General features: G+C 73.8%; 18 protein-coding genes and 1 riboswitch. Of the genes, 4 read left to right on the top strand and 14 right to left on the bottom strand.

The window, feature by feature from the left end; translation table 11 throughout:
* The gene (locus EEW87_RS04025) at positions 1-1,191 is read left to right on the top strand and encodes a glycine C-acetyltransferase (RefSeq protein ID WP_068275742.1); all 1,191 of its coding nucleotides are present in this window, start codon (positions 1-3) and stop codon (positions 1,189-1,191) included.
* 92 nt (positions 1,192-1,283) lie between these two features.
* On the opposite strand, the gene EEW87_RS04030 is transcribed toward EEW87_RS04025, so the two are convergent.
* The 3 genes from EEW87_RS04030 to EEW87_RS04040 are packed head-to-tail and all read right to left on the bottom strand — an operon-like array spanning position 1,284 to position 3,460.
* Entirely contained in the window at positions 1,284-1,910 is a 627-nt protein-coding gene (locus EEW87_RS04030; protein WP_123091792.1) for an L-threonylcarbamoyladenylate synthase, read from the bottom strand.
* Between the two features lie 34 nt (positions 1,911-1,944).
* Positions 1,945-2,991 (bottom strand): ArsO family NAD(P)H-dependent flavin-containing monooxygenase, encoded by a 1,047-nt coding sequence (locus EEW87_RS04035; protein WP_123091793.1) that lies wholly within the window; start codon positions 2,989-2,991, stop codon positions 1,945-1,947.
* A complete protein-coding gene (locus tag EEW87_RS04040; RefSeq protein WP_123091794.1) occupies positions 2,984-3,460 on the bottom strand; it encodes an OsmC family protein in 477 nt (158 codons plus the stop codon). Before EEW87_RS04040 ends, EEW87_RS04035 begins: the two co-directional genes overlap by 8 nt.
* Before the next feature lie 106 nt (positions 3,461-3,566).
* Between EEW87_RS04040 and EEW87_RS04045 the strand changes: the two genes are divergently transcribed.
* Positions 3,567-4,196 (top strand): histidine phosphatase family protein, encoded by a 630-nt coding sequence (locus tag EEW87_RS04045; protein ID WP_123091795.1) that lies wholly within the window; start codon positions 3,567-3,569, stop codon positions 4,194-4,196.
* A gap of 67 nt (positions 4,197-4,263) precedes the next feature.
* Here EEW87_RS04045 and EEW87_RS04050 read toward each other — a convergent pair whose 3' ends face one another.
* Positions 4,264-5,745, bottom strand: coding sequence for a glutamate-cysteine ligase family protein (locus EEW87_RS04050; RefSeq protein ID WP_123091796.1), 1,482 nt, complete (start codon positions 5,743-5,745; stop codon positions 4,264-4,266).
* A 175-nt stretch (positions 5,746-5,920) separates the two neighbouring features.
* Between EEW87_RS04050 and EEW87_RS04055 the strand changes: the two genes are divergently transcribed.
* Together EEW87_RS04055 and EEW87_RS04060 are read left to right on the top strand one after the other, a co-directional pair.
* The gene (locus EEW87_RS04055) at positions 5,921-7,093 is read left to right on the top strand and encodes an exonuclease SbcCD subunit D (RefSeq protein WP_123091797.1); all 1,173 of its coding nucleotides are present in this window, start codon (positions 5,921-5,923) and stop codon (positions 7,091-7,093) included.
* Positions 7,090-10,257, top strand: coding sequence for an AAA family ATPase (locus tag EEW87_RS04060; protein ID WP_123091798.1), 3,168 nt, complete (start codon positions 7,090-7,092; stop codon positions 10,255-10,257). The genes EEW87_RS04055 and EEW87_RS04060 overlap by 4 nt, the downstream gene beginning before the upstream one ends.
* A 328-nt stretch (positions 10,258-10,585) precedes the next feature.
* Here the strand turns inward: EEW87_RS04060 and gcvP are convergent, their stop codons facing one another.
* The 10 genes from gcvP to EEW87_RS04110 all read right to left on the bottom strand — a co-directional run bounded on the left by gcvP (position 10,586) and on the right by EEW87_RS04110 (position 19,483).
* Positions 10,586-13,489 carry an aminomethyl-transferring glycine dehydrogenase gene (gene gcvP / locus EEW87_RS04065; protein WP_123091799.1) on the bottom strand — a complete coding sequence of 968 codons (2,904 nt, stop codon included), beginning with the start codon at positions 13,487-13,489 and terminating at the stop codon, positions 10,586-10,588.
* A 76-nt stretch (positions 13,490-13,565) separates the two neighbouring features.
* Positions 13,566-13,659, bottom strand: a riboswitch (glycine riboswitch).
* Between the two features lie 88 nt (positions 13,660-13,747).
* Entirely contained in the window at positions 13,748-14,329 is a 582-nt protein-coding gene (locus tag EEW87_RS04070) for a MerR family transcriptional regulator (protein ID WP_123091800.1), read from the bottom strand.
* 168 nt (positions 14,330-14,497) lie between these two features.
* Positions 14,498-15,028, bottom strand: coding sequence for a bifunctional nuclease family protein (locus EEW87_RS04075; protein ID WP_083968841.1), 531 nt, complete (start codon positions 15,026-15,028; stop codon positions 14,498-14,500).
* Positions 15,029-15,087: 59 nt separating this feature from the next.
* On the bottom strand, positions 15,088-15,795 hold the full coding sequence (ftsR, locus tag EEW87_RS04080; RefSeq protein ID WP_123091801.1) for a transcriptional regulator FtsR: 708 nt from the start codon (positions 15,793-15,795) through the stop codon (positions 15,088-15,090).
* Complete coding sequence (locus EEW87_RS04085) at positions 15,796-16,245, bottom strand: FHA domain-containing protein (RefSeq protein WP_068275705.1); 450 nt, start codon at positions 16,243-16,245, stop codon at positions 15,796-15,798.
* 92 nt (positions 16,246-16,337) lie between these two features.
* The gene (gene gcvH, locus EEW87_RS04090; protein WP_068275701.1) at positions 16,338-16,718 is read right to left on the bottom strand and encodes a glycine cleavage system protein GcvH; all 381 of its coding nucleotides are present in this window, start codon (positions 16,716-16,718) and stop codon (positions 16,338-16,340) included.
* Between the two features lie 93 nt (positions 16,719-16,811).
* Positions 16,812-17,651 carry a DUF881 domain-containing protein gene (locus tag EEW87_RS04095; RefSeq protein WP_083968839.1) on the bottom strand — a complete coding sequence of 280 codons (840 nt, stop codon included), beginning with the start codon at positions 17,649-17,651 and terminating at the stop codon, positions 16,812-16,814.
* Complete coding sequence (locus tag EEW87_RS04100) at positions 17,648-17,980, bottom strand: small basic family protein (RefSeq protein WP_068275698.1); 333 nt, start codon at positions 17,978-17,980, stop codon at positions 17,648-17,650. Before EEW87_RS04100 ends, EEW87_RS04095 begins: the two co-directional genes overlap by 4 nt.
* The gene (locus EEW87_RS04105; RefSeq protein ID WP_240341648.1) at positions 17,977-18,894 is read right to left on the bottom strand and encodes a DUF881 domain-containing protein; all 918 of its coding nucleotides are present in this window, start codon (positions 18,892-18,894) and stop codon (positions 17,977-17,979) included. The genes EEW87_RS04100 and EEW87_RS04105 overlap by 4 nt, the downstream gene beginning before the upstream one ends.
* Positions 18,884-19,483 carry a CDP-alcohol phosphatidyltransferase family protein gene (locus EEW87_RS04110; protein ID WP_240341649.1) on the bottom strand — a complete coding sequence of 200 codons (600 nt, stop codon included), beginning with the start codon at positions 19,481-19,483 and terminating at the stop codon, positions 18,884-18,886. The genes EEW87_RS04105 and EEW87_RS04110 overlap by 11 nt, the downstream gene beginning before the upstream one ends.
* Positions 19,484-19,493 lie beyond the last annotated feature (10 nt).

Below are 19,493 nucleotides of genomic sequence, written 5' to 3' on the forward strand. Positions count from 1 at the left end.
ATGTACACCATCGAGGACGACCTGGCCGCCGAGCTCGCCGAGATCGAGGCCGCCGGGCTCACCAAGCACGAGCGGCTCATCACGACCGCCCAGTCGGCGCACATCGCGACCTCGCGGGGCGAGGCGCTGAACTTCTGCGCCAACAACTACCTCGGCCTGGCCAACCACCCCGAGATCGTCGCCGCCGCCCACCGAGCGCTCGACGAGTCCGGTTTCGGCATGGCGAGCGTGCGCTTCATCTGCGGCACCCAGACTGGGCACCGCGAGCTCGAGCGGGCGATCGCCGACTTCGTCGGCACGCAGGACGCGATCCTCTTCCCGTCGTGCTTCGACGCGAACGGCGGAATCTTCGAGGTGCTCCTCGGGCCCGAGGACGTCATCATCTCCGACGCGCTCAACCACGCGTCGATCATCGACGGCGTGCGCCTGAGCAAGGCCCAGCGCCGCCGCTACGCCAACCGCGACATGGCCGACCTGCGCACCCAGCTCGAGGAGGCGAAGGGGGCCCGCCGCGTCCTCGTCGTCACCGACGGCGCCTTCTCCATGGACGGCTACCTCGCCCCGCTGGAGCAGATCTGCGACCTCGCCGACGAGTTCGGCGCGCTCGTCATGGTCGACGACTCGCACGCCACCGGCTTCGTCGGCGAGGGCGGCCGTGGCTCGCACGAGGCATGCGGCGTCATGGACCGCGTCGACATCATGACCGGCACGCTCGGCAAGGCGCTCGGCGGCGGCAGCGGCGGCTACGTCGCGGCCCGGCAGGGCGTCGTCGACCTGCTCAAGCAGCGCGCCCGGCCCTACCTCTTCTCGAACGCCGTCGCGCCGGCCGTCGTCGCCGGCTCGCTGCGGGCGCTGGAGATCGCGCGCGACTCCGACGAGCCGCGCCAGGTGCTGCGACGCAACGCCGAGCTCTTCCGCGCGCTCATGGGCGAGGCCGGTTTCGAGCTGCTGCCCGGCGAGCACGCCATCGTCCCGGTGATGTTCCCCGGCGAGGACGGCGCCCGCCAGGCCGGCCTGGTCGCCGACCGCATGCTCGAGCTCGGCATCTACGTCATCGCCTTCTCCTACCCCGTCGTGCCGAAGGGGCAGGCCCGCATCCGCGTCCAGCTCTCCGCCGCGCACAGCGAGGACGACGTGCGGGCGTGCGTCTCCGCCTTCGTCCAGGCCCGTGAGGACGTCACCGCCGCCTGACTCATTTTCCCGCCCAGGGCGGGAAAGCTCGACCTCGGGAAGGAACCTTTCCTTCCCGAGGTCGAAGCTTGTTTCCCGACGGGGCGTCCCGGTCAGCCCTCGACGAAGGGGTGTGCGTCACCGGCGCCCTGACGGGCGATCTCGGCGGTGCCCGAGCTGTAGTCGACGACCGTCGTCGGGGCGGTGCTCACCTCGCCAGCGTCGATGACGACGTCGACGGCGTGGTCGAGCTCCTCCTTGACGTCCCACCCGAAGACCGGGGTCTCCTCCTGACCGGGCAGGAGCAGGGTGCTCGAGAGCATCGGCTCGCCGAGCTCGGCGAGCAGCGCCTGGACGACCGGGTTGTCGGGGATGCGCACGCCGACCGTCTTCTTCTTCGCGTGGAGCAGGCGTCGGGGCACCTCCTTCGTCGCCGGGAGGATGAAGGTGTACGGCCCGGGCGTCGTCGCCCGCACGGTGCGGAAGACGTGGTTGTCGACGTGGACGAGCTGGCCGAGCTGGGCGAAGTCGCGGCACAGCAGCGTGTAGTGGTGCTTGTCGTCGAGCCGCCGGATGTCGCGGATGCGGTCCTTGATGCTCTGGTCGTCGAGCCGCCCGCCGAGCGCGTAGCCGGAGTCGGTGGGGAAGGCGACGAGGGCGCCCTCGCGGATGCGCGCGACGACCTGACCGATCGTGCGCGGCTGGGGGTTGTCCGGGTGCACTTCGACGAAGGTGGCCATGGGGCCAGGGTAGGACGCACGGGGCGCCACCGGATCAGTCGCGGGCCAGCTCCTGCGCGAGCGTCGTCGCGAGGGCACGGGCGGGCCGCCCCACGCCGATGAGGGTCGCCGACGCCGGGCCGGTCCAGTCGCCGTAGCCGACGAAGGCCACCCGCGGGTCCGTGACCGAGCGGGCCCCGTCGACGACGGGGATGCCGTCGCGGGTGCGCAGGCGCAGGGAGCGCAGGTGCCGCAGCGCCGGGCGGAAGCCGGTCGCCCACACGACCGCGTCGAGGTCGACGTGCTCGCGCCCGATGACCGCCCCGGTCGCGTCCATCCGGTCGAACATCGCCCGCAGGCGCAGCGCCCCCTTCGCCCGGGCCTCGCGCACGCTGGGCATCGCGACGATCGTCCCCGCGAGCTCGGACTCGAGGTCGCGGGCGTCACCGGTGATCCGGGCGCTCGCCCGCTCGAAGAGGTAGCGCCCGTCGACGTCGTCGGGCAGGAAGCGCAGCCGACCGAGGGAGGCGAGGTGCACCCGGGCGGCGTGCCCGAGCAGGTCGGCGGTGATCTGCACGCCGGAGTTGCCGCCGCCGACGACGGCGACCTGCTGCCCCACGAAGGGCTCGGGCCCGCGGTAGTGGGCGGAGTGCACCTGCGTGCCCTCGAAGCAGGTGGCGCCCTCGACGAGCGGGACGAAGGGGGCCCGCCACGTCCCCGTCGCGCTCACGACGTACCGGGCGCGCACGCTCCCCTCGCCGGTGACGACGTCGAGGCCGTCGTCGTCCGCCCGCACGTCGCTCACGTGGACGCCTCGGCGGACCGGCACGTCGTAGCGCTCCTCGTAGGCGGCGAGGTAGGCGAGCACGTGGTCGACGGGCGGGAAGACGTCGGGGTGCTCGGGCATCATCCACCCGGGCAGCGAGGAGTATCCCGACGGGGAGAAGAGGCGCAGCGAGGGCCACGTGCGCCGCCACGCGCCGCCGGGCTCCTCCTGCTCGTCGAGCACGACGTGGTCGACGCCGTGCCGGCGCAGCCAGTAGCTCGTGGCCAGCCCGGCCTGGCCCCCGCCGACGACGACGACGTCGGCGCGGTCAGCCATCCGTCTCCGGCGCCTGCTCCTGCATGCGGATCGGCGTCCCGCGCTGGACGGTGCGGGAGACCGTGCACAGCCGGTCGCGCGACTGGGCGACGGCACGCGGCAGCATCTCGCGGGCGCGGTCGCCGTCCTCGCCCGCGGGGAAGCGCAGGGTGAAGGTGACGTCGAGGTCGACCATGTGGTTGCCGTCCTGCGGCGTCGAGGTCTTCGTGCCGCTCGCGACCACCTCGAAGTGCTCGGGCTCGGCCCGGCGGCTCGTGATGTGGTCGACGTCGACGGCGCTGCACCCGGCGATGGCCGCGAGGAGCAGCTCGACGGGCGTGAAGTCGTCGTCCTCGCCGCTGCCCAGAGCGATGCTGCCGCCACGCGCGTTGCGCGCCTCGTAGCGCCCCAGCTCGGTGCGGGACAACGAGACCTCACGATGCCCCGGTCCGGTCCCGCCGGTCGTCTCGGCGTCTTCCTGCTGGCTCATCGCGCTCCTGGGGTCGAGGGGAGATCGGGGTGCGGTCCCATCTTCGTCAGAGCGGGTCGCCCGCGCCACCCGGTGACCAGGGCTGGGATCGTCCTACGGTGGCGTCATGACCTCCCACGGCCACGGCCGCCTCATCCTCGTCCGTCACGGCCAGACGCAGTGGAGCCGCGACGGGCGCCACACCGGGCTCACCGACCTGCCGCTGCTGCCCGAGGGCGAGGCCGACGCGGCTTCCCTGCGTCCGTACCTCGCCCGCCTCGACCTCGCTCTCGTCCTGTCCTCCGACCTCGGGCGGGCGCTGCGCACGGCCGAGCTCGCGGGGCTCACGCCCGAGGTCGACCCGGACCTGCGCGAGTGGGACTACGGCGGGGCCGAGGGCCGCACGACCGAGCAGGTCCGAGAGGACGAAGGGGGTCGGTGGACCGTCTTCGACGGCGTGCCGCCGGGGCAGACCCCCGGCGAGACCGTCGAGGAGGTCGCCGCGCGCGCCTCGCGCGTCCTCGCCCGGGTGCGGCCGGTGCTCGAGGGCGAGCACGCGGCCCCGGCCGACGTCTGCCTCGTCGGGCACGGGCACGCCCTGCGCATCCTCACCGCGGTCTGGCTCGGGCACTCGCCCCGCCTGGCCGCCCAGCTCGAGCTCTCCCCCGGCTCGCTCAGCCTGCTCGGCCGCTACCGCGAGGACGCGTCGGTCGTCGCGTGGAACGTGCCCGCCACCGGTCTCGACGCCCTCGTCTGACCCCCTTCGCCCGGCACCCCTTCGCCCCCTTCGCCGGTCGTGGGTCTCACCACCAGCGGCGGGGCCGCTACGGCAGCGGCCAGGTGTGCACCGGCTCGTTGGTGTGCATGTGCTCGACGTACAGCTCGAGCATCTGCGACAGGGCGCTCGCCCGGTCGGCCCCGCGCTCCTCGAGCCGGCGGACCGCCTCGGTCTGCCACACGGCGCCGTTCTGGCCCGTCGTGCAGCGTCCCTCGATGACGGAGAGGTAGCGGTCGCTCACCGCCGGTGAGACGCCCCAGTCCTCGAGCCCACGGGCCGCGACCGGCAGCAGGTGCCGCAGGGTGAGCTCGTCGACCCCGACCTCCCCCTGGCCCGGCCAGTACAGTCGGGCGTCCATGCCGCCGCGCGCCGCGGCCTCGAAGTTGGCCCGCGCCGCCGCGAAGGACAGCCGGGTCCACACGGGACGCTCCTCGGTGGCCAGCGTGCGCACGAGCCCGTAGTAGAAGGCGGCGTTGGCCATGACGTCGACGATCGTCGGGCCCGCGGGCAGGACGCGGTTCTCGACCCGCACGTGGGGCTTGCCGTCGGCGATGTCGTAGATCGGGCGGTTCCACCGGTAGACGGTGCCGTTGTGGAGGTTGAGCTCGGTGAGGGCGGGGGTGCCGTGCTCCTCGAGGACGGCCACGGGGTCCTCGTCGGTCGACTCCGCGAGCAGCGCGGGGAAGTAGCGCACGTTCTCCTCGAAGAGGTCGAAGATCGAGGTGATCCACCGCTCGCCGAAGAAGACGCGCGGGCGCACGCCCTGGTTCTTCAGCTCGATGGGGCGCGTGTCCGTGGCCTGCGCGAAGAGCTCGATGCGGGTCTCCGCGTGCAGCCGGCGGCCGAAGAAGAAGGGCGAGTTCGCGGCGAGCGCGACCTGGGGGGCGCTCACCGCCTGGGCGGCGTTCCAGTGGTCGGCGAAGTCGGAGGGGCTCACCTGGAGGTGCAGCTGGACCGAGGTGCACGCCGACTCGGGTGCGATGGAGTCGGCGAAGGTCTCCAGCCGCTCCCCCGTCGGCCCCTCGATGTCGATGACGATGTCCTCGCCGCGCGCCTCGAAGATCGAGTCGTTGAGCGCGGTGTAGCGGTTGTTGCGGCTGATCCACTCGCCCTGGAAGTGCTCCGGGCGGATCGTCGGCAGGATCCCGATGGGCACGATGCGCGCGCCGACCGCCCGCGCGCGCTCGTCGGCGGCGTCGAGAGAGGCGCGCAGGTCCTGCTCGAGGGCGAGGGCGGCGTCGCCGGGCAGCGGGCGGGGGGCGACGTTGAGCTCGATGTTGTACTGCGCGAGCTCGGTCTGGTAGCCGGGGTCGTCGATGGCGGCGAGGACCTCGGCGTTGGCGAAGGCGGGATCGGCCGCCTCGTCGAGGAGGTTGAGCTCGATCTCGAGCCCGGTCAGGGGCCGCTCGGCCTCGAAGCTCGACTGCGCGAGCATCCGCTCGAAGACGTCGAGGTCCTGGTGGACCTTCTCCCGGTAGCGCTGACGCTCCTCTCGCGAGTAGCTCTGCGCCGATACTTCCTTGCCCACTCCGGCCTCCTGGGGTCGGTCCGCCGCGGTCGCGACCTGGGTGCCCAGGCTAGACGTCAGACCCGCGCCACGACGGGCGAGCGCGGGGGTCGGTCGGGGCCGCTCGTGCCAGGTCGGCGGCGGCACGCCCCACGAGGTCCGGGGCGTTGTCGGCGCGGGCTCGTACGGTCGTGCCATGCGGCTGATCCACACCTCCGACTGGCACCTCGGACGCGCCTTCCACGGCGTCCGGCTGCTCGACGCGCAGGCCGCCTACCTCGACCACCTCGTCGAGACGGCCCGCTCCGAGAGCGTCGACGCGGTCGTCGTCGCCGGCGACGTCTACGACCGGGCCATCCCCGCCCCCGACGCGGTCGAGCTGCTCTCCGACGTGCTCCACCGGCTGCAGGCGGTGGGGACCCAGGTGGTCCTCTCCCCCGGCAACCACGACTCGGCGCGCCGGCTGGGCTTCGGGTCCGGGCTGCTCGAGCACGCCGGGGTCCACATCCGCACGAGCGTCGACGACCTCGCCCGGCCGGTGCTCGTCGGCGACGGCGCGATCTACGCGCTGCCCTACCTCGACCCCGCATCGGTGAGCGTCACCGACGCCCTCGAGGTGAGCACCCGCAGCCACGCCTCCGTCATCTCCGCCGCGATGGACCGGGTGCGCGCGGACGCGGCGACCCGAGGACCGCGCACCGTCGTCGCCGCGCACTGCTTCGCCGTGGGCGGGGCGAGCAGCGACTCCGAGCGAGACATCGCCTGCGGCGGTGTCTCGGCCGTGCCGACCTCGGTCTTCGACGGGGTCTCCTACGTCGCCCTCGGCCACCTCCACGGGGCGCAGCAGGTCGGCGAGCGGGCCTGGTACAGCGGGTCTCCCGTCGCCATGTCCTTCTCCGAGGCGGGGCACACGAAGTGCTCGCTGCTCGTCGAGGTCGACGGGACCGGCACGACGCACGTCGAGCGGGTCGCGGCCCCGGTGACCCGACGCCTGGCCACCCTGCGCGGCGACCTCGAGGACCTCCTCGCAGACCCGGCGCTCGAGGACGCGCGGGACGCCTGGGTGCAGGCCACCCTCACCGACACCCTGGCCCCGCGCCGGGCGATGGAGCAGCTGCGCACCCGCTTCCCGCACACCCTCTCGCTCGTGCTCGACCCCCGCGGCGGCGTCGTGCGCGAGCACCGGCGCCCCAGCCAGGTGGCCGGGCGAGCCGCGGTCGAGGTGTGCACCGACTTCGTCGCGGACGTGCGCCCCGGCGGCACCGTCGGCGACGACGAGCGCGCGCTCCTGCGCGAGGCCGTCGAGGCCGTGCAGCGGGCGCACGACGACGAGGGCAGCGCGACGACCCGTGAGCGGGGCGTCGCGTGAGGCTGCACCGTCTCGAGGTCGAGGCCTTCGGCCCCTTCGCCTCGCGGCAGGTCGTCGACTTCGACGCGCTCGGCCAGACCGGGCTCTTCCTCATCACCGGGCCGACCGGGTCGGGCAAGACGAGCCTGCTCGACGCCATCTCGTTCGCGCTCTTCGGTCAGCTGCCGGGGGTGCGCGGGGCGAAGGCCCTGCACAGCCAGCACGCCGACCCGAGCACCCCGCCCGAGGTGCTCCTCGAGGTCACCCTCTCCGGGCGACGGCTGCGGATCACCCGGCGGCCCGCCTTCGAGCGGCCGGGCCGCAAGACGCCGGTCCAGGCCGCGATCGTCCTCGACGAGCACCTCGGCGGGCGGTGGACGACGCTCACGCAGCGCCTCGACGAGGCCGGCCGCGTCATGGAGGACGCGCTCGGGATGACCCGCGAGCAGTTCCACCGCGTCGTCGTGCTCCCCCAGGGCGACTTCGCCTCCTTCCTCCACGCGAGCAGCGACGACCGCGGCGACCTGCTGCGGCGGCTCTTCGACGTCGAGACCTACGCCGGGGTGCAGGACTGGCTCCTCGAGGAGCGGCGCCGCGTCGAGCAGGTCGACCGCGACGCGGCTCGCGACCTCGACCGGCTGCGCGAGGAGGCCGTCCCCCTGCTCGCGAGCGGGCCCGGTGGCGGCGACGAGCCGGCCGTGGGGGCCGGGGCCGACTACCCCGAGCCCACCGGCGCCGCGACCGCCGACGGGACGCTCTCGCAGCTCGACGCCGCGGGGCTCGCCGACCTCCTCGCTCGCACGCAGCAGGCCGCCGAGAGCGAGCACACCGAGTCCGCGGCGGCGGTCGAGCTCGCCGAGGCCGCGCTGCGCCAGCACGAGCACCAGGCCCGGCTAGCCCACCAGCAGGCCGCCAGCCACGACCGCGGCACCCAGGCCGTCGTGGCCCGCGACGAGCTGCTCGCCCGCGCCGACGAGCACGACGCCGCGTCCCGGTCGCTCGCGCGCTCCGCGGCGGCCCGTCGCGCTCTCGGGGCCCTCCCGGCGCTGACCCGGGCTCAGGAAGACCTGCGCCGGGCGCACGAGCAGACCAGCACCGCACGCGCGGCGCTTCCACCGCTCGCCCCGGCGGCCCGCGACGATCTCGAGCGCTGGGTCGCTGACGTCGCCGGCGCCTCGGCCGACGTCGCGAGCGCCCAGCACGAGGCCCGGTCGCTCGTCGGACGGCTGGACCGTCAGCCGGGGCTGGTCGACGAGCGGGAGCGTGCTGCCGCCGACCTGGCGGCGGTCGCCCCGGCACGAGACGCGCTGCACGCCGAGCTCGAGGCGGCCCAGCAGTCCCGGGACGCGGCCGCTGCGGCTGCCGCCGAGCTCGAGACCATCACCACCCGGGCGGCTCGGCTGCGTCGCGCGCTCGACGTGCGGCGGCGCCTCGACGACGTGCGGGGGCGTGCGCTGCCTGCCGCGGCGGACGTGGTCCGCGACGCGCGCGACCGGGCGCAGGACGCCCGGCAGCGCTACCTCGACCTCTTCCAGGCCCGGCTCGACGGCATGGCGGGCGAGCTCGCCGCCGCGCTCGTCGAGGACGCGCCGTGCGCCGTCTGCGGCTCGACGGCCCACCCCGCCCCGGCCGCGACCGGAGAGCTCGTCGAGCCGGTCGCCGTCGAGCGCGCGCTCACCGCGAGCACGCTGGCCGCCGACGCCCTCGCCGAGGCGCAGGGACGCCAGACCGAGGTCGAGGTCGAGGTCGCGGCACTCGTCGCCACGCTCGGTGAGGAGGTGCGCGAGGCCGACAAGATCGCCGTCGATCTCGAGCAGACCGAGGCGGCCGCCCGGGCGTGCTCCGAGCATGCCCGCGAGGCCGAGCGGCTGGGCCGTGCCGTCACCGGCCTCGTCACGCGCCTGGAGCGTCTCGCGGGCGAGGAGGACCGTCTCGTGCAGGCCCTCACCGCCGCGACCACCCGTCATGACACCGGACTGGCCGCCCTCGTCGCCTCTCACGACGACGTCGTCTCCTCGCTCGCGGCCCATGCCGCGGGGTGCCCGTGCGGTGCGGTGTCGCCGGCGGGCTCCTCGAGCGGGGTGGACGCCGCCGCCGAGCGAGCCGGTGACCTCGTCCTGGACGACCTGCTCGTCCACCGGGTCGAGACCACGGTCCGCGCGGCCGTCCAGGTCGCGCAGGAGCACGAGCGCCACCTGCGGGCGGGCGAGCGCCTGCTGTCGGCACTCGACGCGCACGACGCCGCGACGGGGCGTCACGACAGCGCGGCCGCGGAGCTCGCGAGAGCGCTCGAGGCCGAGGGCCTGACGGACGTCGACGAGGCTCACAGCCATCTCCTCCAGGCGGAGCAGGTGGCGGGGCTCGAGCGGGCCGTCGCCTCCTACGCCTCCCGTCTCGCCGCGGCCCGCGCCGTCCTCGACGAGCCCGAAGTCGTGGCTGCCCTCGCCTCTGCCCGGCCCGACGTCGAGGCCGTCGACGAGCAGGCCCAGCACGCCCGGTCCCGGTGGACCGAGGCGACGCATCGCACCGCCGAGCTCTCCCAGGTGGTCGGCGCGCTGCGCTCCGCAGCCCGACGTGCGCGCGCCCTCGCGCAGACATCGGGCGACCTGGCCTCCCGGCGCGACCTCGTGACGAGCGTCGCCGACCTGACCTCCGGTCGCGGCCCGCACAACCCCGACGGCGTCTCGCTGACGACGTACGTCCTGGCCGCCCGCCTCGAGCGCATCGTCTTCATCGCCAACGAACGCCTCGACGCGATGGTCACCGGCCGCTACGAGCTCGCCGTCGACCACGGGCGTGGCGGCGACCGCCGTCGGCGCGGCGGCCTCGGTCTCCTCGTCCACGACCGGTGGAGCGGCGAGACGCGCGCGGCGACGACCCTGTCCGGGGGCGAGACCTTCATGGTGTCCCTCGCCCTGGCGCTCGGCACCGCGGACGCCGTGCGCGAGGAGTCCGGTGGCAGCGAGCTCGAGACGCTCTTCGTCGACGAGGGCTTCGGCTCGCTCGACGACGACGCGCTCGAGGAGGTCATGGCCGTCCTCGACGAGCTGCGCGCCGGGGGCCGGGCCGTCGGTGTCATCTCGCACGTCGCGGACATGCGCCACCGCATCCCCACCCAGCTCACCGTCACCCGCCGGGTCGACGGGTCGAGCGTCTCCGTCGTCGAGGACGCCGACGCGGCCTGACCTGCGCGTCGTCGACCGCTGCACGAGGGGCCGGTGACTGGAGCAGCCGGAGGGTGGGCGACCGCCCTCCCGGTCGCGCGGCTTCCCCCTTCGCCCGTCTCGACCCAGGACGAGCCGAACGCGCCACTGAGCGCGCCTGCTGCCCCCTTCGCCCTGGTCTCCCCGTTCGTCGAGCCCCGGAGTCTCACGACGGCCACTCAGCACGACAAACCCCGGCTCCGCACGAGTTTCTTACTCATGCGAAGCCGGGGTTTATCGGGTGACCCGAGAAACTCGGGGCGGGTGGGGCGAAGGGGCAGGTGAGGGGAAGGGGGAGGTGGGCGGGGGGCTAGAGGGCGGCGAGCTCCTCGGGCGAGGGGCAGGAGCACACGAGGTTGCGGTCGCCGTAGGCGCCGTCGATGCGACCGACCGGGGGCCAGTACTTGTCGGCCGACTCGACGTCGCCCGGGAAGACGGCGGAGGCGCGGTCGTAGGAGCGGTCCCATTCGCCGACGAGCGTCGCGGACGTGTGCGGGGCGTGGCGCAGCACGCTGGACTCGACGCCGTCACCGGCGACCGCCTCGTCGATCTCGCGGCGGATGGCGATCATCGCGTCGCAGAAGCGGTCGATCTCGCCCTTGTCCTCGCTCTCGGTCGGCTCGACCATGAGCGTTCCGGCGACGGGGAAGGACATCGTCGGGGCGTGGAAGCCGTAGTCGATGAGCCGCTTGGCGACGTCGTCGACGCTGACACCGGTGTCCTTCGTCAGCTGGCGCAGGTCGAGGATGCACTCGTGCGCGACGATCCCGTCGTGCCCGGAGTAGAGCACCGGGTAGTGGTCGCGCAGCCGCGCGGCGACGTAGTTGGCGTTGAGCACGGCGACCTGGGTGGCCCGGGCCAGACCCGCACCGCCCATGAGCCGCACGTACGCCCACGAGATCGGCAGGATGCCCGCCGAGCCGTACGGCGCGGCGCTCACCGGGCCGACACCCGACTCGGGGCCCGCCGCCGGAGCGAGCGGGTGGTTGGGCAGGTGCGGGGCGAGGTGCTCGCGCACCGACACCGGGCCGACACCGGGACCGCCGCCGCCGTGAGGGATGCAGAAGGTCTTGTGGAGGTTGAGGTGGCTGACGTCGGCGCCGAAACGGCCCGGCTGGGCCAGCCCGACGAGCGCGTTGAGATTCGCGCCGTCGACGTAGACCTGACCACCCGCGTCGTGGACCATCGCGCACAGGTCGCTGATCGTGTCCTCGTACACCCCGTGAGTCGAGGGGTAGGTGACCATGATCGCGGCGAGACGCTCCTCGTGCTCGACGATCTTGTGCTTGAGGTCGTCCATGTCGACGTTGCCGGTGATGCTGTCGGTCTTGACGACGACGACCTTCATGCCCGCCATGACCGCGGAGGCGGCGTTCGTGCCGTGCGCGCTCGAGGGGATGAGGCAGATCGTGCGCTCGTGGTCACCGCGCGCGTCGTGGTACCCGCGGATGGCGAGCAGACCGGCGAGCTCGCCCTGCGAGCCGGCGTTGGGCTGCAGCGAGACGGCGTCGTAGCCGGTGATCTCGCACAGCCAGTCGCTCAGCTGGGCGACGAGGTCACGGATGCCCTCGGTCTGGTCGTCCGGGGCGAAGGGGTGAAGCCCGGCGAACTCGGGCCAGGTGATCGCGGCCATCTCGGTCGTCGCGTTGAGCTTCATCGTGCACGAGCCGAGCGGGATCATGCCGCGGTCGAGCGCGAAGTCGCGGTCGCTGAGCCGGCGCAGGTAGCGCAGCATCGCGGTCTCGCTGCGGTGGGCGTGGAAGACCGGGTGGGTGAGGTACTCGCTCGTGCGCACGAGCGCCTCGGGCCAGCTCGGCTCGGCCGGCGCGGTCGTCGAGCTGTCGACGACACCCTCCTGGCCGTCGGTCGAGCCCTGCCCGAAGGCGGACGCGACGGCGGCGACCTCGCCCGGGTCGGTCGTCTCGTCGACGCTCACGAGGACGGTGTCGGCGTCGTGACGCCAGATGTTGACCCCGGCCTCGACGGCGGCGGCGACGACGTCGTCGGCGCGACCCGGCACGCTGACGCGCAGGGTGTCGAACCAGTGACCCTCCGCGACCTCGGCACCGCGCGCGGCGAGCTGCTCGGCGAGATCACGGGCGGTCGCGTGGACACGTCCGGCGATCCGGCGCAGCCCGTCGGGGCCGTGGTAGACGGCGTACATCGAGGCCATGACGGCGAGGAGGACCTGCGCGGTGCAGATGTTGCTCGTCGCGCGGTCGCGGCGGATGTGCTGCTCGCGGGTCTGCAGGGCGAGGCGGTAGGCCTGGGCGCCGGCGGAGTCGACGGAGACGCCGACGAGGCGACCCGGCAGCGAGCGCTCGAGACCGGTGCGCACCGCCATGTAGCCGGCGTGCGGGCCGCCGAAGGCCATGGGGACGCCGAAGCGCTGCGTGGTGCCGACGGCGACATCGGCGCCCCACTCCCCCGGAGGCGTGAGCAGGGTGAGGGCGAGCAGGTCGGCGGCAGCGGTGACGAGGGCGCCGGCGTCGTGCGCGGCCGTGGCCAGGGCGCTCCAGTCGTGGATGAGGCCGTCGGCCGCGGGGTACTGGACGACGACGCCGAAGACGTCGCGGTCACCCGCGGCGGCACGCAGCTCCTGCGCGGTGCTCACCTGGGTGAGGTCGGCGACGGCGACGGCGATCCCGAGCGGCCGGGCGCGGGTCTCGATGACCGCGCGGGTCTGGGGGAAGAGCGCCTCGTCGAGGACGACGACGGCCCCGTCGGGAGCCTTGCTCGTGCGACGCATGAGCGTCATCGCCTCGGCGGCCGCCGTGGCCTCGTCGAGCAACGACGCGCCGGAGACGCTGAGGGCGGTGAGGTCGCTCACCATCGTCTGGAAGTTGAGCAGCGCCTCGAGCCGACCCTGCGAGATCTCGGGCTGGTAGGGGGTGTACGCCGTGTACCAGGCCGGGCTCTCGAGGACGTTGCGCTGGATGACCGGCGGGGTGATCGTGCCGTAGTAGCCCAGGCCGATCATCGAGGTGAGGACCTGGTTGCGCCCGGCGAGCTCGCGCAGCTCCTCGAGGACGGCGAGCTCGCTCGTCGCGGCCTCGACGTCGAGGGCACCGGTCATCCGGATGGCCCCCGGCACGGCGGCGTCGCACAGGGCGTCGAGACTCGGGCGACCGACGACGGAGAGCATCTCCGCGACGTCGCTCTCACGCGGTCCGATGTGACGGGCGGCGAAATCGGGCAGGGACGGTGCGCTCATCGAAGGCTCCCTCGGTGGTCAGGCACGGCAGGTCAGCCTCCCCATCTGTCACGCGCAACGGCGCTTCCAGAGGTGCCTGATCCGCGGGGTCCTGGCGCCTGAGAGGTTCCGGGGAGTTTGCCCCTTCGGCGCCCCGTCGACGTGGACGGGGACTCTCCCCCGCGGGGTGAGCAGCGCCTCGCAGACTACCAGCGGTGCGACGAGGCAGGAGATCCCCCGCGGACGGGCGGGCACCCGGCCCGGGTCACGGGCGAGCGGTCAGGCGAGCTTCGCGCGGCGGCGCGCGCCGAGCTCGTCACCGGCGACCTCGGCGAGCTCGCCGGTCTCGTCGTCGTAGCGCTCGGAGGGCAGCTCCATGAGCGAGCCCTCGACCTCGCGCCACACCCGGCCGACGGCGATGCCGAAGACGCCCTGACCGCCCTGGACGAGGTCGATGACCTCGTCGGCGGAGGTGCACTCGTACACGCTCGCCCCGTCGCTCATGAGGGTGATCTGAGCGAGGTCCTCGACCCCGCGCTCGCGCAGGTGCTGGATGGCGACCCGGATCTGCTGGAGCGAGACACCGGTGTCGAGCAGGCGCTTGACGACCTTGAGCACGAGGATGTCGCGGAAGCCGTAGAGCCGCTGGCTGCCCGAGCCGTGCGCCCCGCGCACGGAGGGCTCGACGAGCCCGGTGCGGGCCCAGTAGTCGAGCTGGCGGTAGGTGATGCCGGCGGCCTTGCACGCCGCCGGGCCGCGGTAGCCGATGTCCTCGCTGAGGTCCGGCAGGTCGTCGTCGAAGAGGACGCCCTGCGCGCGCACGGAGGGCTGCGGCTTGTCGTCCTGGGACGTGGTGTCCACCGTGCCTCCTGCGCGTGACGGGCCCCTGCGGGCCCGCCGAGGGAATCACACCGCTGTGGTGCGACTCGTCCACGGTACGGCGGGCCCGGGAGGGGGTCAACGACCGAGCCGTCCCCGCACCCGGGCGTGTCGGTCACGAAACGGTGTCGGCGATGACCGCCGCGGGCCTCAGCGCCCGGGCTCGGGACCGGCGCCAGGCCCGGCGTCGGCTCCCCCGTCGCCCTCGCCCTCGCCGGCGGGCGTCTCGAAGTCCTCGGGGCTGATGTCCTCGAGGAACTCCTTGAAGCGCTCGACCTCGTCCTCCTCCTCCGAGGACTCGACCCCGGCCTGGGCGACGAGCTCCTCGGTCGCCAGGACGTCGGCGCCGCAGCGCAGCGCGACGGCGATCGCGTCGGAGGAGCGCGAGTCGACCCGAGTGCCGTCGTCGAGGACGAGGTTGGCGTAGAAGACCCCCTCGTCGAGGGTGACGATCTCGACGGAGGTGATCCGGCGCCCGACCGCCTCGACGACGTCGACGAGCAGGTCGTGGGTCAGCGGGCGCGGGGGCTCGACGCCCTCCTGCGCATAGGCGATCGACGTCGCCTCGGCGGCGCCGATCCAGATCGGCAGGTAGCGCGACCCGTCGCGCTCGCGGAGCAGGACGATGGGCTGGGAGGTCGGCATCTCGACCCTGACGCCGAGGACATCGAGTGCAATCACGAGACCACCGTAGTCCGCCGACCTGTGACCGCGCGGGGTGGGCGACGGGGTGACCTCGATCAGTCGTCGAGGTGCTGCAGCTGAGCGCGGACGAGCGCCGTGTGCAGGTCGAGGCACGCGGCCGCGACGGTCCGCGCCTGCGCGCCGGGGTCGGGCTCGACCGGACCGCGCCCATGCACCGAGCGCTGGGCGCGCACGTGCTCGACGAGGCCGACCTCGCGCTCGGCGGCGGTGCGGAAGGGGCGCAGGTGACGTACCTCGATGCCCGCGGCGACGAGGACGGCGGCGGCGCGCGCGACGTCGAGGTCGTCCTGGCCGTGGTGCTCCCCGGCCGGGCGCACGAGGCCGTAGCTCACGAGGTCGCGCAGCGTCGGCCCGTCGATGCCGGCCGCCTCGGCGAGCTCGGACGCCGTGAGGCGAAGGGGGGCGCGCGGCGCGAGGACGTCGGGGTCGGTGCGCTCCCCCGCCGGCGGCGCCGCGGCCCGGGCCTGCCCGGTGGCCTCGTCGACGACGAGGCCACGGTCGAGCGCGTCGAGGTGCTCACGGATCACCTTGAGGGGCCAGAAGCGGTCGCGCTGCGCGGTGAGGACGAAGCGCAGCCGCTCGACGTCGGCGTCGCTGTAGCGGCGCGAGCCCTTCGGCGTGCGCTGGGGGGTGATGAGCCCCTGCGCCTCGAGGTAGCGGATCTTCGAGATCGAGATGTCGGGGAAGGTCTCGCCCAGCGCCGCGAGGACCGCCCCGATCCCGACGGTGCGGCCGGACGTCACCTACGCGGTGCCGGCGTAGAAGACGAGCCGGAACTTGCCGATCTGGACCTCGTCACCCGTGCGCAGCAGCGCGTCGTCGATCCGCTCGCGGTTGACGTACGTGCCGTTGAGCGAGCCGACGTCGCGCACCGAGAAGCCCTGCTCGCCGCGGCTGAAGACCGCGTGCTTGCGCGAGACGGTGACATCGTCGAGGAAGATGTCGCTGCTCGGACCACGGCCGGAGGTGACCTCGGCGTCGTCGAGGAGGAAGCGGGCCCCCGTGTTGGGGCCGCGCAGCACGATGAGCAGCGCCGTGCCGGCGCGCAGCGCCTCGACCGTCGCCTGCTCCTCGCGGCTCAGCAGGTGGTCGACCTGGTCGTGCGCCTCGGGCGCGACCGCGTCGACACCCGTGAACTGCTGGGTGACGGGGTCCTGACGGTGCTGGGGCACCTGCTCGTCGGAGCCGGTCATCGAGAGTCCTCCTTGGCTGCTCGTTGCGTGGGGTCAGCCTAGACGACCGACCGCGGGTGCGGTCGGTCGCCCGGGCGAAGGGGGTGCGGGGCTCAGCCGAGCTGCTGCTGGTACGCCTCGGCGTCCATGAGCTCGCTGGTGTCGGCGCCGTCGCCGAGGGTGATCTCGTACATCCACCCGTCGCCGTAGGGGTCGGAGTTGACGAGCTCGGGGGTGCCCTCGAGCGCCTCGTTGACGGCGGTCACGGTGCCCGTGAGCGGGGCGTAGAGGTCGGAGACCGACTTCGTGGACTCGACCTCGCCGCACGAGTCGCCCTTGCTCACCTCGTCGCCGACCGTCGGCAGGCTGACGAAGACGACGTCGCCGAGGGCCTCCTGGGCGTAGCCGGTGATGCCGATGCGCACGCCCTCGGCGGTCTCGCGCACCCACTCGTGGTCGGTGGTGTAGCGCAGGTCGTCGGGGTACTCGCTCATGGCTCTCCTCGGTGCTCGTGGTGGGGCGTGCTCGTGTGCGGGGCTGGTCGTCGTCCGGTGGCGCTGACGCGGCGGGCCGCTCGTGCCGTGACCCTACCGGGAGGCCGAGGGCTCGGGGACGGGGCGAGCGTAACGAGGGCTCGAGACGCGGTGCAACGCGTCGACGGACACCTCGTCCTGCTCGGTGACGGTGACCTGCCCCCCGCGCCCGCGCACCGACTCGGTGATGCCGCCCGGGATCTCCATCGCCGAGCTGAGCGTCTGCGCGTCGCCGATGACGGTGAAGGTGTACGGGCGGGTCAGGGTCTGCCCGTCGGCCTGGATCGAGCCGTCGGCGTCGGTGAAGTAGCTGCCCGCGACGAGCCGCACGTCGTCGACCTGCATCGCCTCGGCGCCCGCGTCGCGCAGCTCCTGCATCGCGTCGAGCAGGACCGTCGCCGAGATCGCGTCACCGTCGCCGTCGAGCGTCACGGTGACGCCCGGGCCGGTCGCGGGGACGGTGCCGGCGAGGATGCCCAGGGCGTCGAGCCGCTCCTGGGCGCTGCGGACGGCCTCGACGGACCCCCCTTCGCTGCGCAGCTGGTCACGGCTGGACTCGAGCTCGGCGATCTCGGTGTCGAGACGCTCGCCGTTCTGCGAGACGTCGTCGAGGATCCGCACGAGCTCGTCCTGGCGCAGGTCCTCGAGCCCCTGCTCCTGGGTCTCGCTGACCTGGGTGGCGATGGCGAAGCCGAGCAGTGCGGCGAGCAGCAGCGCGAAGAGGTTGGCCCGGGTCGGCCGGGGCCGCGCCATGAGGTAGACGCGACGCCACGGGCTTCGGGTCTGCTCCTGCGGCTCGGCGGCCTTCTGCGCGGCGGCCTCCTCCACGGGTGCCTCCTCCACGGCGGGCTCCTGCGGCTCGTCGGGCTCGACGTCTCCGGGACGCTCGCTCATGCGCTGAAGAGGTGCCGGCGGATCGAGGCGACGTTGGAGAAGATCCGCACGCCGAGGACGACGACGACACCGGTGGAGAGCTGGGAGCCGACCCCGAGCTGGTCGCCGAGGAAGACGATGAAGGCCGCGACGACGACGTTGGAGAGGAAAGAGACGACGAAGACCTTGTCGTTGAAGATGCCGTCGAGGGTCGCGCGCACCGCGCCGAAGACGGCGTCGAGCGCCGCGATGACGGCGATGGGCAGGTAGGGCTGCAGGCCGAGGGGGACGTCGGGCTGCAGCACCAGCCCGATGACCAGCCCGGCGACGAGCCCGAGGGCGGGGATCATGGGGTCTCCTTCGTGGACTGCCCGCCGGTGGCGGGCCGGGCGTTGCGCAGCGTCGTCGACACCACGCTCGGCAGGGTCATCGAGTCGACGGTGCCGCTGCTCGTGGCGATGCCGAAGTTCTGCTGCAGACCGGTGAGGTAGGCCCCCCCGGGGCCGGCCGCGAAGCGGGACTGCATCGCCTGGGGGTCGCCGACGGCCTCGATCGTGTACGGCCGGGTCAGCGGGCGGAAGTTGACGAGGATCGCGTCGCCGGCGAAGCGGATCGCCGAGCGGCTCGTGAGGCGCTGCCCGTTGACCGCGACGGCCTCGGCGCCCGAGGCCCACAGCGCGTTGACGAGGACCTGGAGGTCGCGGCTCTGCACCCGACCGTCGTCGGAGGTCTGCGAGCGCGCGTCGCCGTCGCCGTCCGCGCCGGTCCCCTCGGCGTCGTCGACGACGACGCGCAGCCCGGGGCCGGTCACCGCGACGCCGCCGTCGGCGACCCGCAGCCGCTCGACCTGGGCGGTGCGCTGCTGGACGAGGTCGGGGTCGACGGAGGTGGTCGCGGCGTCGACCTCGGCCTGCAGCGCGCGGGCCGTGCGGGTGCGCTCGTCGACGACCTCCTGGCGGGCCTGGATGCGCTCGACGAGCTCGGCGCGGGTCTGCGTGCGCGTCGTCTCGCGCGAGCGCAGGTCGGCGGCGGCGATGCCGACGACGAGACCGATGATGAGCAGGTAGACGACGAGGACCGGGGTGCGCCAGCCGGTGCTCGGCGGGAGCCCCTCGGCAGCGCGCGCGTCCGCCGCGGCCTGGTACCCGGGGTCGAGCGGGCGCTCGAGCATCGAGGTGATGAGCGTCATCGAGGCGTCCGGGCGGCGCGAGCCCTCGGGGCCCGGCGGCGGCGTGCGCGGGGCGCGGGGGGTCCTAGGCGGCACGGGACCTCCTCGACGCGAGCGTCCAGACCTCGAGGAGGTAGACGGCCGCGGAGACGAGGTAGAGGCCGACGCCCCACCACGCGAAGGCCCAGCCGACCGGCCGGGCGAGCTGCGCGAGCGTGCCGTCGCCGACCGCGAGCAGCAGCAGCGGGAAGGCGTAGAGGAGGTTGAAGGTCGCCGCCTTGCCGACGAAGTGCACCGGCAGGCCGCGGGCGGCCTCGTCGCGCACGCCGATGACGGCGAGGGTGAGGACGAGGTCGCGGCCGACGAGGATCGCGACGAGCCACCACGGGATGATGTCGCGGTAGGCCAGGCCGAGCACCGTCGTGAAGATGTAGAGCCGGTCGGCCACGGGGTCGAGGACGGCGCCGAGGCGAGACGTCAGGTCGAAGTGCCGCGCGATCTTGCCGTCGAGGTAGTCGGTGATCCCCGACAGCATGAGCGTCGCCAGGGCGATGCCGTCGTGCCGGGTGAGGATCGCCCACAAGAAGATCGGGACGCCGACGAGCCGCATCGCCGACAGGGCGTTGGGGAGGGTCCAGACGTCGCTGCCGCGAGTGGCGGCGCTCGGGCTGGGATCCGTCGTCACCTGGCCAGGG

It is taken from the genome of Janibacter melonis (genome assembly GCF_003721155.3).
GTDB classification, from domain to species: Bacteria; Actinomycetota; Actinomycetes; order Actinomycetales; family Dermatophilaceae; genus Marihabitans; species Marihabitans melonis.